At 52.3% G+C, this 14,130-nt stretch carries 13 protein-coding genes and 1 pseudogene; 11 read left to right on the forward strand and 3 right to left on the reverse strand.

Features of this window, described 5'->3' with window-relative positions:
• Position 1 precedes the first annotated feature (1 nt).
• A pseudogene (locus HV352_RS07290) lies at positions 2–507 on the forward strand (S24 family peptidase).
• A 213-nt stretch (positions 508–720) separates the two neighbouring features.
• Here HV352_RS07290 and HV352_RS07295 read toward each other — a convergent pair.
• Positions 721–1,653, reverse strand: coding sequence for a formate/nitrite transporter family protein (locus HV352_RS07295; protein ID WP_087121848.1), 933 nt, complete (start codon positions 1,651–1,653; stop codon positions 721–723).
• Positions 1,654–1,950: 297 nt separating this feature from the next.
• On the opposite strand from HV352_RS07295, the gene mlaA reads away from it, so the two are divergent.
• Positions 1,951–2,706, forward strand: coding sequence for a phospholipid-binding lipoprotein MlaA (gene mlaA, locus HV352_RS07300; protein WP_181635304.1), 756 nt, complete (start codon positions 1,951–1,953; stop codon positions 2,704–2,706).
• 59 nt (positions 2,707–2,765) lie between these two features.
• Here mlaA and fadL read toward each other — a convergent pair whose 3' ends face one another.
• On the reverse strand, positions 2,766–4,097 hold the full coding sequence (fadL, locus tag HV352_RS07305; protein WP_016153881.1) for a long-chain fatty acid transporter FadL: 1,332 nt from the start codon (positions 4,095–4,097) through the stop codon (positions 2,766–2,768).
• A gap of 371 nt (positions 4,098–4,468) precedes the next feature.
• Between fadL and HV352_RS07310 the strand changes: the two genes are divergently transcribed.
• From HV352_RS07310 to sixA, 4 genes are all read left to right on the forward strand, one after another.
• Positions 4,469–4,753: a YfcZ/YiiS family protein gene (locus HV352_RS07310; protein ID WP_003834838.1), complete on the forward strand. Its 285-nt coding sequence runs from the start codon at positions 4,469–4,471 to the stop codon at positions 4,751–4,753.
• Between the two features lie 176 nt (positions 4,754–4,929).
• Positions 4,930–6,240, forward strand: coding sequence for an acetyl-CoA C-acyltransferase FadI (gene fadI, locus HV352_RS07315; protein WP_016153879.1), 1,311 nt, complete (start codon positions 4,930–4,932; stop codon positions 6,238–6,240).
• On the forward strand, positions 6,240–8,387 hold the full coding sequence (fadJ, locus tag HV352_RS07320) for a fatty acid oxidation complex subunit alpha FadJ (RefSeq protein WP_053389552.1): 2,148 nt from the start codon (positions 6,240–6,242) through the stop codon (positions 8,385–8,387). Before fadI ends, fadJ begins: the two co-directional genes overlap by 1 nt.
• Positions 8,388–8,595: 208 nt before the next feature.
• Positions 8,596–9,081 carry a phosphohistidine phosphatase SixA gene (sixA, locus tag HV352_RS07325; RefSeq protein ID WP_003028179.1) on the forward strand — a complete coding sequence of 162 codons (486 nt, stop codon included), beginning with the start codon at positions 8,596–8,598 and terminating at the stop codon, positions 9,079–9,081.
• A gap of 80 nt (positions 9,082–9,161) precedes the next feature.
• Here sixA and smrB read toward each other — a convergent pair whose 3' ends face one another.
• Positions 9,162–9,713 carry an endonuclease SmrB gene (smrB, locus tag HV352_RS07330; protein ID WP_016157059.1) on the reverse strand — a complete coding sequence of 184 codons (552 nt, stop codon included), beginning with the start codon at positions 9,711–9,713 and terminating at the stop codon, positions 9,162–9,164.
• 166 nt (positions 9,714–9,879) lie between these two features.
• On the opposite strand from smrB, the gene prmB reads away from it, so the two are divergent.
• From prmB to HV352_RS07355, 5 genes are read left to right on the forward strand one after another with little or no spacing between them, the layout of a single operon-like run.
• A complete protein-coding gene (prmB, locus tag HV352_RS07335; protein ID WP_003028173.1) occupies positions 9,880–10,812 on the forward strand; it encodes a 50S ribosomal protein L3 N(5)-glutamine methyltransferase in 933 nt (310 codons plus the stop codon).
• A gap of 39 nt (positions 10,813–10,851) precedes the next feature.
• A complete protein-coding gene (aroC, locus tag HV352_RS07340; protein ID WP_181635305.1) occupies positions 10,852–11,937 on the forward strand; it encodes a chorismate synthase in 1,086 nt (361 codons plus the stop codon).
• Between the two features lie 3 nt (positions 11,938–11,940).
• Entirely contained in the window at positions 11,941–12,765 is an 825-nt protein-coding gene (gene mepA, locus HV352_RS07345; RefSeq protein WP_049281498.1) for a penicillin-insensitive murein endopeptidase, read from the forward strand.
• On the forward strand, positions 12,765–13,574 hold the full coding sequence (locus HV352_RS07350) for a sulfite exporter TauE/SafE family protein (protein WP_016153874.1): 810 nt from the start codon (positions 12,765–12,767) through the stop codon (positions 13,572–13,574). The genes mepA and HV352_RS07350 overlap by 1 nt, the downstream gene beginning before the upstream one ends.
• Complete coding sequence (locus HV352_RS07355; protein WP_016153873.1) at positions 13,574–14,122, forward strand: elongation factor P hydroxylase; 549 nt, start codon at positions 13,574–13,576, stop codon at positions 14,120–14,122. The genes HV352_RS07350 and HV352_RS07355 overlap by 1 nt, the downstream gene beginning before the upstream one ends.
• Positions 14,123–14,130 lie beyond the last annotated feature (8 nt).

Here is a 14,130-nt window from a genome sequence, read left to right on the forward strand (position 1 = left end):
GATGAAGCAGGCCAACGATTGGATAGAATGTTATGTGACAACATTCCGCGATGTATCAACGCAGGAAGGCGAGAACCGAACCTTTCAGCTGTTCAATCCAAACGGAGGGCTTTAGCCATGGGGTTCCCTTCACCGGCCAGCGATTACGTTGAAACGAGGATCTCCCTCGATCAGCAGCTTATCAGCCAGCCAGCAGCGACTTACTTCATGCGGGCATCGCGTTCACATTTCAGGGAAGGGATACTCCAGGGGGCGCTGCTGGTTGTTGATGCGTCACTTACTGCCTGCGATGGCTCACTGCTGATATGTGCAATCGACGGGGAGTTCAGGATCAAGCGATATCGGACTCATCCTCAACCCCACCTGATTAATCTGGAGAGCGGGAGAAGGGAGGCGCTACCAGCAGATGATGACGGTTACGGTTCTGCACCCGCTATATTCGGGGTGATTACTTACATCATTAATGATGCCAGGAACGCGAAGTTTGATGATTGTCCGGTGATGTAACGATTTTAATGAGCCAAGGAATGGTTTCAAAAAATATGTACATAAATGAGTACATAAAAATTAGATTAATTGCAAATAAATCCCTATTATACAGCTAGTTATAATTTTATATTTCTATATCCATTTAACTAAGGGGACGAAGCGGCACGAGTATAGCGTTTTTTACTCACAACGGTAAGCCTCAGGCCGCCCAACTGCTCAAACCGTCACCATTCAAGCCTGTTTTTTCTGGTTTTTCTGCTTTTGCTCATCCCGCCTGGCTTGCAACCTGGCTTCTTCTTTGCGTTTATTGCTCATATCATTGCGGATTTGCGCGTGGCTCATCAGCGCGAAGATAAACGTTCCGCCACAGATATTTCCGGCGAGCGTAGGGAGAGCAAAGGGCCAGAAGAAATCACTCCAGTGCAGCGTGCCATTAAAGACCAGATAGAGAATTTCCACCGAGCCGACGACGATGTGCGTGGTATCGCCCAGCGCAATCAGCCAGGTCATCAGAATAATGACCACAATTTTTGCTGCCCCGGCGGCGGGAAACATCCATACCATTGTGGCAATTAACCAGCCAGAAATGATGGCGTTGGAAAACATCTCCGTTGGCGTGTTTTTCATCACATCCATGCCGATTTTGACAAAAGCATCGCGGGTTTCTTCATTAAAAATCGGCATATGCTCAAACGCCCATGCCGCAACCCCGGTGCCAATAATATTACCTAGCAGAACCACACTCCACAGGCGCATCAGCAGGCCAAAATTGCCGAGCGTAGGGTTTTGCATTACCGGCAGGACGGCGGTGACGGTATTTTCGGTAAACAGTTGCTGGCGGGCCATAATGACAATTATAAAGCCGAAAGTATAACCGAGGTTCTCCAGCAAAAATCCTCCAGGCACACCTTCCAGTTGCACATGAAAAATTCCTTTAGCCAGTAGCGAGGCGCCCATCGAGAGTCCCGCAGCGATGGCTGACCACAGTAGCGCCATCGCGTCGCGCTCCATTTCTTTCTCCCCATCCTGGCGGATATGTTCATGGATCGCCATGGCGCGGGAGGGGAGTCTGTCCTCATCGACCTCAATCTTTTTACCCTCTAGCTTTTCGTCACTGTCGACCTGGAGTTCGTCGCTGTGCCGATCAATCTTTTCGTTCTCAATGTCATTCATAGCCGAATCCTGAATTAGCACGTATTGCTAAAGCGTAGCGGCTTTTGCCCGAAAATCAGCGGGAGAAAGTCTGAGATAGCAAAAATGGTAACGTTTGTTTTTATTGGGGTAGCTAGAATAGAGCCGCCGCGGAGTAAGCATTACCAGGCTATGATCAAATCAGTAACACAGGGTATATAGACATCATTTGACGTGCTGTTACAATCGCTCACATCTAAACAGGCGGATACGTCATCGTTCCGTCATGGATGGCAATCAGCGATAGCCATAATACACAGGGAGACACTTATGAAGCTTCGCCTGTCGGCGCTTGCGCTGGGAACCACACTTTTGGTGGGGTGTGCGAGCTCTGGTACTGAACAGCAGGGGCGTTCGGACCCATTTGAAGGGTTCAACCGCACCATGTACAACTTCAACTTTAATGTTTTAGATCCATACGTTGTTCGACCGGTGGCAGTTGCCTGGCGTGATTATGTCCCGCAGCCGGCGCGTAACGGTTTGAGCAATTTTACCGGCAACCTTGAAGAGCCGGCCGTTATGGTCAACTACTTCCTGCAAGGTGACCCCTATCAGGGGATGGTGCACTTCACCCGTTTCTTCCTGAACACCCTGTTAGGTATGGGCGGATTTATCGACGTGGCGGGTATGGCTAATCCGAAGTTACAGCGCGTTGAACCACACCGTTTTGGTAGTACGTTAGGCCACTATGACGTTGGTTACGGACCGTATATGCAGCTTCCATTCTACGGCAGCTTCACGCTGCGTGATGATGGCGGCGACATGGTGGATACGCTGTATCCGGTACTGTCCTGGCTGACCTGGCCGTTGTCGATAGGTAAATGGACGGTTGAAGGGATTGAAACCCGCGCGCAACTGCTTGATTCCGACGGTCTGCTGCGTCAATCTTCCGACCCTTACATCATGGTGCGAGAAGCTTACTTCCAGCGTCATGACTTTATTGCGAACGGTGGGAAACTCAAATCAGAAGAAAACCCGAACGCGAAAGATATTCAGGACGATTTAAAAGAGATCGATTCTGAGTAAGGAAGGATGAAAATAAAAAGGTGAGCTAAAAAGCTCACCTTTTTTATATCTGAAGAAAATCAGAATGCGTAGTTCAGGTTCATACCATACAACCACGCTTTCCCTTCAGATTCGAAGGAGTACGGGCCTTCTTCGAATTTCACTTTCTGGCCGTGCATATAAGAAATGCCAACATCCAGTGAAGCGTCCTTATTAAACGCGTAGGTTGTACCAGCACTCAGCCAGAAGCGGTCCTGATCTGGAATAGAGATGGAACGGCGGTTGGCCGGAACCGGGCTATCATCAAAGGCGATACCGGTACGGAACGTCCAGGTATCGTCATAGTAATAGGTAGTGCCTAGTGCGATGCGATAAGAATCTTTGAAGCCTTCTTCTTTGTAGAATAGCGTTTGGCCGTTATTGCCTTTCGCTTTCAGTTCCTGGAATTGACTCCAACTGGTATAAGCCATGCTGTAGTGAACCGCCCACTGTGGCGCAACGCGGTTATAACCTGATATTTCCCACATTTCTGGCAGATTCAGATCAAGTGAACCGTCGATTGTGTTACCGTTGGTGCCAGCCGGCAGACTAGCGAATACAGGACGCAACTGTGCCGGAATTCGGTCTGTTGATGGCAAGCTGCTGCGGTAATCACCGTCGAAGTCAACTTTTACCTCCGAACGGTAAGTGAAGCCGTAGCGGTTGTCTTTGTCCACTTCATAAAGAATGCCGGCGTTCCAGCCGAAGCCCCATTCGTCACCCTTGAGACGTGCAATCTGTGTATCTGCTGGGTATTGTGCGGCTAGTGCGGGAGGAACCCTGCCACCAGAGCCTGCAACTATCTGCTGCGGCAAATCGCCTGCATAACGTTCAAGCTTCGCTTTAGCGTAAACTGCGTTAAAGCCGAGGCCAAAGCTGAAGTGATTATTCAGACGATAGGCACCGCTCAGGTTAAGGTTAAGCGTTTCCAGGTCGGTCTTTCCACCCATGGAACCAGCGCTGTAGCTGTTATTAAATTCTGTCGCCAGACCGTAGTTAGAGGTAACTGACGCCCCCCAACCAAATTGATCGTTTATAGGAGCCACAAAGTGCAAGTTCGGTATCCAGGCAGTTGGGGCAATATTATCCTGACTGGCGTCATTACCAATACGTGAGCGTCCGGAAATATCGACATCCGGGTCAACGAAAATTGCACCCGCTGAAAAAGTAGGGCGGTCAAACATCATAATCAGCGCCGGGTTACGACTGGCGTTACCTGCATCATCTGCAATAGCGCCTTCACCCGAATATGCCCGGCCAAGGCCAGAGGAAGAAAATTCGTTTAACTGAAAGCCTGCAGACCAGGCCTGTGTGGAGATAATTGCCACTGCGACTGCGAGAGCAGACTTTGTAAACAGGGTTTTCTGGCTCATGACCATAACCTCATTGATTTATTTTTATACAAACAATGTTACATACCGTAACAGGAGCGCGAAGTGTAGGGTCTGAGGTACAACTTAGAAATCAGACCAGTGCCGAGAGTATAGGTCTGACCAGCTGAAATGTTGCAAGTATGTTTATAAATATTTTCAATTCTGATCTCGGAAACGCGATCCAGCTGGCAAAATTGCGGGTATGCACACTCACCTGTTTGGGTGATTTTTGTTTTAGATCATTTTTAAGTGTGATTTCGGTCACTTATCCCATTTCATACAATTAACGACTGGAGAGGCGAATAATGGGAGCGTAAAATATCCCCATCGTTTATCTGGCACCACAGGTGCGAATACAGAGGAAATCTACAATGAGTAAATGCAGTGCTGATGAAACCCCGGTTTGCTGCTGTATGGATGTTGGCACCATCATGGACAACTCCGATTGCACCGCGTCATACAGCCGTGTGTTCGCGAATCGTGCAGAGGCAGAAGAAACGCTGGCCGCTCTGACTGAGAAGGCGCGTGGCGTGGAATCTGAGCCTTGCCAAATCACCTCGACCTTTACTGAAGAGTCTGAAGGTGTGCGTCTGGATATCGACTTTGTTTTTGCCTGTGAAGCTGAAACGCTGATCTTCCAACTGGGTCTGCGTTAATCCCTTCTTTAAAAGCCCTTGTTACCCGGTAGCAAGGGCTTTTTCGTCACTGTCAGTGATTATTCACTGTGTCTTAGCTCCCACTTTCTTTTCTCCCTGCTTGGCTAAATGTAAAAAATTGGTTAAGACTGTGATCAGGTCAGACCACTTATTTTTATTTTTTACAGGGGAGTGTTATGAGTCAGGCTTTACCGCTGGTTACCCGCCAGGGCGATCGCATCGCCATCGTAAGCGGATTGCGTACGCCATTTGCCCGCCAGGCAACCGCGTTTCATGGCATTCCCGCCGTAGATTTGGGGAAAATGGTCGTTGGCGAGCTGCTGGCGCGCAGCGAAATTTCTGCTGATGTGATTGAGCAACTGGTCTTTGGCCAGGTGGTGCAAATGCCCGAGGCCCCAAATATTGCTCGTGAAATCGTGCTGGGAACCGGGATGAATGTGCACACCGATGCCTACAGCGTAAGCCGAGCCTGCGCCACCAGCTTCCAGGCGGTGGCGAATGTCGCGGAAAGCCTGATGGCGGGGACTATTCGTGCAGGAATTGCCGGCGGTGCGGACTCCTCGTCAGTTCTGCCTATTGGCGTTAGCAAAAAGCTGGCGCGGGTGCTGGTGGATGTCAATAAGGCCCGGACCACCGGTCAGCGTCTTAAACTTTTCTCCCGACTGCGCTTACGTGACCTGATGCCCGTACCGCCAGCCGTCGCCGAGTATTCCACCGGTTTACGCATGGGGGATACGGCCGAGCAAATGGCCAAAACTTATGGGATTACGCGAGAGCAACAGGATGCCCTGGCGCACCGTTCTCATCAGCGCGCCGCTCAGGCGTGGTCTGAAGGCAAACTGGCAGATGAGGTGATGACCACCTACGCGCCACCTTTCAAAGATCCTTTTTCAGAAGATAACAATATTCGCGGTAACTCTACGCTGGCCGATTACGCCAAACTGCGTCCGGCCTTTGACCGAAAGCACGGCACCGTTACCGCGGCGAACAGTACCCCGCTAACGGACGGCGCAGCCGCCGTGATTATGATGACGGAATCGCGTGCGAAAGAGTTGGGGCTGGTGCCGCTGGGATACCTGCGTAGTTTTGCCTTTACCGCCATCGATGTCTGGCAGGACATGCTGTTGGGGCCGGCGTGGTCAACGCCGCTTGCCCTGGAGAGAGCGGGTCTGACCATGGCTGATTTAACCCTGATCGATATGCATGAAGCATTTGCCGCACAAACGCTGGCGAATCTTCAACTGCTGGGTAGCGAACGTTTTGCCCGCGAAGTGCTCGGCAGGGCGCATGCCACGGGCGAGGTTGATGACAGTAAATTTAATGTGCTGGGCGGATCGATTGCCTATGGACACCCCTTCGCCGCCACCGGTGCTCGCATGATCACCCAAACTCTCCATGAGTTACGACGTCGTGGTGGTGGTTTTGGTTTAGTGACAGCCTGTGCAGCAGGTGGTCTGGGTGCGGCAATGGTTCTGGAGGCGGAATAATGGAAATGACATCGGCTTTTACGCTAAACGTACGTCTGGATAACGTCGCTGTGGTTACCATTGATGTGCCCGGAGAGAAAATGAATACCCTGAAGGCGGAATTTGCCTCTCAGGTTCGGGTCATTCTGAAACAAATTCGCGATAACAAAGCATTACGCGGCGTGGTGTTCATTTCGGCGAAACCCGATAACTTCATTGCCGGGGCGGATATCAACATGATTGGTCGCTGTCGCAGCGCGCAGGAAGCTGAAACGCTGGCACGCCAGGGGCAGCAGATTATGGCGGAAATTAATGCCTTGCCGATCCCCGTTATCGCCGCAATTCATGGCGCCTGTCTCGGCGGTGGCCTGGAGATGGCGCTGGCGTGCCACAATCGTATTTGTACCGATGATGCTAAAACCGTACTGGGTTTACCGGAAGTGCAGCTTGGTCTGCTGCCCGGCTCTGGCGGTACCCAGCGGTTGCCCCGTCTGATTGGCGTCAGTACCGCGCTGGATATGATCCTCACCGGAAAACAACTACGCGCAAAACAGGCGCTGAAAGTGGGTTTAGTGGATGAAGTTGTACCGCATACCATTTTGCTGGAAGCGGCCGTAGAACTGGCCAAAAAGGATAGTCCCGCACACCGTACTCTGCCGGTGCGAGAGCGTGTGCTAGCGGGGCCGCTGGGGCGGGCGCTGTTATTCCGCATGGCCAGTAAAAAGACGGCGCAAAAAACGCAGGGCAACTACCCTGCAACAGAACGTATCCTTGAGGTCATCGAAACCGGCCTGGCGCAAGGCAGCAGCAGCGGTTACGACGCCGAAGCCCGCGCGTTTGGCGAACTGGCGATGACATCTCAGTCTCAGGCGCTGCGGCACATCTTTTTTGCCAACACCGATGTGAAAAAGGATCCCGGAAGTGATGTGAAGCCCGGCCCGCTAAACAGTGTAGGCATTTTGGGCGGCGGTCTGATGGGGGGCGGTATTGCCTATGTGACGGCCTGTAAAGGCGGCTTGCCAGTGCGTATCAAAGATATAAATGCCAAGGGAATCAACCACGCGCTGAAGTACAGCTGGGATCAGCTTGAAACGAAGGTTCGCCGCCGTCATATCAAAGCCAGCGAGCGTGATAAACAGCTGGCGCTGATTTCGGGATCAACCGATTACCGTGGCTTCGCTCATCGCGATCTGGTTATTGAAGCCGTATTTGAAGATCTGGCGTTAAAACAACAGATGGTGGCAGAAGTTGAGCAAAATTGCGCATCTCATACCATTTTTGCCTCTAACACCTCATCTTTGCCAATTGGCGATATTGCGGCGAAAGCTGCCAGGCCTCAACAAGTAATTGGTTTGCACTTCTTTAGCCCGGTGGAAAAAATGCCGCTGGTCGAGGTTATCCCGCATGCCACGACCTCTGAGCAGACAATTGCCACAACCGTTAAACTGGCGAAAAAGCAGGGCAAAACGCCGATAGTGGTCAGAGATAAGGCCGGATTTTATGTTAACCGCATTTTAGCGCCATACATTAACGAAGCTATTCGTATGCTGACCGAAGGCGAGCGGGTTGAAGCCATTGACGCCGCGCTGGTTAAGTTTGGTTTTCCGGTCGGGCCAATCCAACTTTTGGATGAGGTCGGAATTGACACGGGCACTAAAATTATACCAGTGCTTGAGGCTGCATATGGAGAACGTTTTAGCGCGCCTGCAAATGTTGTTGCTTCAATTTTGAATGACGATCGCAAAGGTAGAAAAAATGGTCGGGGTTTCTATCTTTATGGAGCGAAAGGGCGTAAAAGCAAAAAACAGGTCGACCCTGCAATTTATACGCTTATTGGCGTCCAGGGTCAGGGCCGACTCACCGCCGCGCAGATCGCCGAGCGGTGCGTCATGTTAATGCTCAATGAAGCAGCACGCTGTTTCGATGAGAAGATTATCCGCAGCGCGCGTGATGGCGATATCGGCGCTGTATTTGGTATTGGTTTTCCGCCCTTCCTCGGCGGCCCGTTCCGGTATATGGATTCGCTCGGCGCGGGTGAAGTGGTTGCTGCTCTGCAACGACTGACCACGCAATACGGCTCGCGGTTTACGCCGTGTGAGCAGTTATTGCAGATGGCGGAACGCGGTGAAAGATTCTGGAGTAATGGGGAAACTGACCTGAATTCATGAGGTCAAAGGTAGGATGAATCCGCACTGAATGTATGGGTCGCGCTCAAAATGTAAACAGAGATTGACTATACTTACGCCGTTGAGGTAAAAAACAGCGTTTCATTCGGTGAATGGATAAGGCACAATGCCGGCCACCACATCGTTACCACGGTCAATAGGGGCTGTGGATAAAGGTGTCGGTGATTCTGGTTAACAAAAGCGGTGCAATATGCAAGTTTTTATCATGCGTCACGGCGACGCAGCCCTCGATGCCGCCAGTGATTCGGTTCGTCCCTTAACCTCCTGTGGTTGTGACGAATCTCGCCTGATGGCGAACTGGCTGAAAGGTCAAAAAGTGGATATCGAACGTGTTCTGGTGAGCCCGTTCCTACGAGCCGAACAAACGCTGGATGTGGTGGGGGAGTGTATGAACCTGCCAACCGGTGTGGATGTTTTGCCGGAGTTGACTCCCTGCGGCGATGTCGGTCTGGTCAGCGCCTATTTACAGGCTCTGGCCAATGAAGGTATCGCCACGGCGCTGGTCATCTCTCACTTACCTTTAGTGGGGTATCTGGTGTCTGAACTTTGCCCAGGCGAAACACCGCCGATGTTTACCACATCAGCGATTGCCAGCGTAACGCTTGATGAGAGCGGGAAGGGTACTTTTAACTGGCAGATGAGCCCGTGTAACCTGAAAATGGCAAAAGCGATTTAAAAAGCCTGGAATCGGATAAGGCACAGCCGTCATCCGGAAAATCAAAGGGCCGCAAATGCGGCTCTTTCTGTTTTTCTGGATCAGGGAAGTTCGGGCGGTTGCCACTCTTCCACTTCAATCAGCAGCAGCAGCGCGGCGTCGCCACCGTACTCTTTTGGCGCTTGATGAAAGGCCATCACGTGCGGATGCTGCGCCAGCCAGAGCGGCGTTTGCTGCTTAAGAATATGTTTTCCGTGACCATGCATTACGCAAGCGCAAAACACATGCTCGCGACGACAGGCGGCAATCAGCGCGCCTAACTCCTGTTTGGCCTGCTGCTGGGTCAGCCCGTGCAGATCGAGAAACAGCTCCGGGGAGTAATCGCCACGGCGCATTTTCTTCAGTTCGAAATGGCTGACGTCGGCACGCAGATATCTTACCGGGCCGTCCGTATTCAGCAGCGGCTGAAACTCGTCCGAGAAATAGTGACTGGCATCAGCTTGTTCCTGCAGCAGCCTTTTAACCGGAACCTCGGTAATTTTTTTACGTAGCGGTCGGTGAACAATGGTGTCCTGTTTAATTTTACGCGTGCCGGTCATCAGCTGGCGAAACAGCGTCTGATCCTCCTCGCTGAGCGATGTTTTCTTTTTCATTCGAGAGTCTCATCTTTTATTTTTCGTTAGTTTAACCCGACTCGGCGGGCATCCGATCGCTTAAAACGCAATTTTCGCGCTCAGGCCCTGTGTGAATGCTGATTTATCGCCGTCTTCGTGGCAAACTAGCCGCCGAAATTAATACGAGCATGCCCTGGAGGAATACGTGGATAAAATTTTCGTCGATGAAGCAGTGAGTGAACTGCATACCATTCAGGACATGTTGCGTTGGGCGGTCAGCCGTTTTAGCGCGGCGAATATCTGGTATGGCCATGGCACGGATAACCCATGGGACGAGGCCGTACAACTGGTGCTGCCGTCACTTTATCTGCCGCTGGATATTCCAGAAGATATGCGTACCGCGCGTCTGACTTCCAGCGAGCGCCATCGCATTGTTGAACGCGTGATTCGCCGCGTCAACGAGCGCATTCCAGTCGCTTATTTGACCAACAAAGCCTGGTTCTGCGGGCATGAGTTTTATGTTGATGAACGCGTGCTGGTACCACGTTCGCCGATTGGCGAGCTTATTAATAACCGCTTTGCGGGCCTTATTAATGAGCAGCCACAGCATATCCTTGATATGTGTACCGGCAGCGGCTGTATTGCCATTGCCTGCGCCTATGCTTTCCCGGAGGCCGAAGTGGATGCGGTGGATATTTCCACCGACGCGCTGGCGGTGACCGAACACAATATTGAAGAGCACGGCCTGATCCATCATGTTACGCCGATCCGTTCCGATCTGTTCCGCGATCTGCTGAAAGTCCAGTATGACCTGATTGTGACCAATCCGCCGTATGTCGATGCGGAAGATATGTCCGATCTGCCAAACGAATATCGTCATGAACCTGAGTTGGGTCTGGCGTCCGGCAGCGATGGACTGAAACTTACCCGCCGCATTCTGGGTAACGCTCCGGACTATCTGTCAGATAACGGTATTCTGATTTGTGAAGTCGGAAACAGCATGGTACATCTGATAGAGCAATACCCGGATGTACCGTTCACCTGGCTGGAGTTCGACAACGGCGGTGACGGTGTATTCATGCTGACCAAAGAGCAGTTAGTTGCTGCTCGCGAGCACTTCAGCATTTATAAAGACTAAATACACGCGCACATACACAACACTCATAACGGAGCCGTGATGGCAGGAAACACAATTGGGCAACTCTTTCGCGTAACCACTTTCGGTGAATCACACGGGCTGGCGCTCGGTTGTATTGTCGATGGTGTTCCGCCGGGCATTTCTCTGACAGAAGCTGACCTGCAGCACGATCTCGACAGACGCCGTCCGGGCACATCGCGCTACACTACGCAGCGTCGTGAGCCGGATCAGGTGAAAATCCTCTCCGGCGTGTTCGAAGGCGTTACCACCGGCACCAGCATTGGCCTGTTGATCGAAAATACCGATCAGCGTTCACAGGATTACGGCGCGATTAAGGACGTTTTTCGTCCCGGACACGCCGACTATACCTATGAGCAGAAATATGGCCTGCGTGACTACCGTGGCGGCGGACGCTCATCCGCACGTGAAACGGCGATGCGCGTTGCGGCCGGAGCGATTGCCAAAAAATATCTGGTGGAAAAATTCGGCGTTGAAATTCGCGGCTGTCTGACGCAGATGGGAGATATTCCGCTGGAGATCAAAGACTGGTCCCAGGTGGAACTTAACCCGTTCTTTTGTCCAGATCCGGATAAACTCGAGGCGCTGGACGAACTGATGCGTGGGCTGAAGAAAGAGGGCGACTCCATCGGGGCGAAGGTGACCGTTGTTGCAAGCGGCGTACCAGCGGGTCTCGGCGAACCTGTATTTGACCGCCTGGATGCTGATATCGCTCACGCGCTGATGAGCATTAACGCCGTTAAAGGTGTTGAGATTGGCGACGGTTTTGACGTTGTTGCACTGCGCGGCAGCCAGAACCGTGATGAAATCACCAAAGAAGGTTTCCAGAGTAATCATGCGGGCGGCATTCTTGGTGGGATCAGCAGTGGGCAACAAATCATTGCTCATATGGCGCTGAAACCGACCTCCAGTATTACCGTTCCAGGGCGCACTATTAATCGCTTTGGTGAAGAAGTCGAAATGATCACCAAAGGTCGTCACGATCCGTGTGTTGGGATCCGCGCCGTGCCAATCGCCGAAGCGATGCTGGCGATCGTGTTGATGGATCACCTGCTGCGTCAGCGGGCGCAAAATGCGGACGTGAAGACCGATATTCCACGCTGGTAAGAGATGAAAAAAACGGCACTTGCGGCGCTGACTCTGTTTGCCAGCACCGCCTGTCTGGCGGCGACGCCCTGGCAGAAAATTACCCATCCGGTTGCAGGCAGCGCGCAGTCTATCGGCGCGTTCTCCAATGGCTGTATTGTTGGCGCAGATTCGCTGCCTGTACAGTCAGAACACTATCAGGTGATGCGCACCGATCAGCGCCGTTACTTTGGCCATCCGGATCTGGTGATGTTTATCCAGCGTCTGAGTAATCAGGCCAACAATCTGGGGCTGGGTACGGTGTTAATCGGCGATATGGGCATGCCGGCCGGTGGGCGATTCAATGGCGGTCACGCCAGCCACCAGACGGGACTGGATGTAGATATTTTCCTGCAATTGCCGAAAACCCGCTGGACCCAGTCGCAACTGCTGCGGCCGCAGGCGTTAGATCTGGTCTCACAGGATGGCAAACGTGTCGTGCCGTCACTCTGGAAGCCGGAGATTTTCAGCCTGATCAGGCTGGCGGCAAAAGATAATGAAGTCACGCGTATTTTCGTGAATCCGGCGATTAAGCAGCAACTTTGTCTGGATGCAGGGACCGACAGGGACTGGTTGCGTAAAGTGCGGCCATGGTTCCAGCATCGTGCGCATATGCACGTACGGTTGCGTTGTCCTGCCGACAGTCTTGAGTGCGAAGATCAACCGTTACCACCACCGGGTGACGGCTGCGGCGCGGAGCTGCAAAGCTGGTTCGAACCTCCGAAACCTGGAACCACCAAGCCTGAGAAGAAGACACCGCCGCCGTTGCCGCCTTCCTGCCAGGCGCTACTGGACGAGCATGTACTCTAATGGATCATTTTGCCTCTCTGTTTATGGTGTCGCCACTGCTGTTAGGTGTGCTTTTTTTCGTGGCGATGCTGGCAGGTTTTATTGATTCTCTGGCCGGAGGCGGTGGTTTACTCACTATTCCGGCATTGATGGCGGCCGGGATGCCACCCGCGCAAGCGCTGGCCACCAATAAGCTACAGGCCTGTGGAGGATCTATCTCTTCCTCCCTCTATTTTATTCGCCGGGGCGTGGTTAATCTGGCGGATCAGAAGCTCAATATCTTCATGACTTTTATCGGCTCAATGAGCGGCGCGCTGTTGGTTCAGCACGTGCAGTCAGATATTCTGCGCCAGATCCTGCCGGTTCTGGTTATCTGTATTGGCCTTTACTTTCTGTTGATGCCGAAAGTGGGGGAGGAGGACCGACAGCGTCGGTTGCATGGGTTGCCTTTCGCGCTGGTGGCCGGGGGCTGCGTCGGCTTTTACGATGGCTTTTTTGGTCCGGCTGCGGGGTCGTTCTACGCGCTGGCCTTTGTCATGCTGTGCGGCTACAACCTGGCGAAATCGACGGCCCACGCCAAAGTATTAAATGCCACATCGAATATCGGCGGGCTGTTACTGTTTGCCCTCGGCGGCAAAGTGATTTGGGCGACCGGATTTGTGATGCTCATTGGCCAGTTTATTGGCGCACGGATGGGCTCACGGCTGGTGCTCAGTAAAGGACAAAAACTCATTCGGCCAATGATCGTCATTGTCTCCGCCGTGATGAGCGCCAAGCTACTTTATGATAATCATGGACAGGAGATTCTCCACTGGCTGGGGATGAACTAATGAATAATACCCATCACTACGAACAGTTAATTGAGATTTTTAACGGCTGCTTTGCCGATGAATTTAATACCCGTCTGATTAAAGGCGATGACGAACCGATCTATCTTCCTGCGGATGCGGAATTACCGTATCACCGTATCGTTTTTGCGCATGGCTATTACGCCAGCGCGTTACACGAAATTTCACACTGGTGCATCGCCGGTAAGGCGCGGCGTGAACTGGTCGACTTCGGTTACTGGTATTGTCCGGACGGACGCGACGCGAAGACGCAATGCCAGTTTGAAGACGTGGAAGTGAAGCCGCAGGCGTTTGACTGGCTGTTTTGCATGGCGGCGGGCTACCCGTTTAACGTCAGTTGCGACAACCTTGAAGGGGACTTTGAACCGGATCGCGTGGTATTCCAGCGCCGTGTCCATGCTCAGGTGATGGAGTACCTGGAAAAGGGGATCCCTGAACGTCCGGCGCGCTTCATTAACGCGTTACAGAATTATTATCACACGCCTGAACTTAAGGCGGAACAATTCCCGTGGCCCGAAGCGCTCAACTGAAGTCGCTG

The organism is Citrobacter sp. RHBSTW-01044 (genome assembly GCF_013781945.1).
GTDB lineage: Bacteria > Pseudomonadota > Gammaproteobacteria > Enterobacterales > Enterobacteriaceae > Citrobacter > Citrobacter braakii.

Coding starts and splice junctions, on each gene's coding strand:
- mlaA (WP_181635304.1), top strand. CDS start 1,951: ATGAAGCTTCGCCTGTCGGCGCTTGCGCTGGGAACCACACTTTTGGTG.
- fadL (WP_016153881.1), bottom strand. CDS start 4,097: ATGAGCCAGAAAACCCTGTTTACAAAGTCTGCTCTCGCAGTCGCAGTG.
- HV352_RS07310 (WP_003834838.1), top strand. CDS start 4,469: ATGAGTAAATGCAGTGCTGATGAAACCCCGGTTTGCTGCTGTATGGAT.
- fadI (WP_016153879.1), top strand. CDS start 4,930: ATGAGTCAGGCTTTACCGCTGGTTACCCGCCAGGGCGATCGCATCGCC.
- fadJ (WP_053389552.1), top strand. CDS start 6,240: ATGGAAATGACATCGGCTTTTACGCTAAACGTACGTCTGGATAACGTC.
- sixA (WP_003028179.1), top strand. CDS start 8,596: ATGCAAGTTTTTATCATGCGTCACGGCGACGCAGCCCTCGATGCCGCC.
- smrB (WP_016157059.1), bottom strand. CDS start 9,713: ATGAAAAAGAAAACATCGCTCAGCGAGGAGGATCAGACGCTGTTTCGC.
- aroC (WP_181635305.1), top strand. CDS start 10,852: ATGGCAGGAAACACAATTGGGCAACTCTTTCGCGTAACCACTTTCGGT.
- mepA (WP_049281498.1), top strand. CDS start 11,941: ATGAAAAAAACGGCACTTGCGGCGCTGACTCTGTTTGCCAGCACCGCC.
- HV352_RS07350 (WP_016153874.1), top strand. CDS start 12,765: ATGGATCATTTTGCCTCTCTGTTTATGGTGTCGCCACTGCTGTTAGGT.
- HV352_RS07355 (WP_016153873.1), top strand. CDS start 13,574: ATGAATAATACCCATCACTACGAACAGTTAATTGAGATTTTTAACGGC.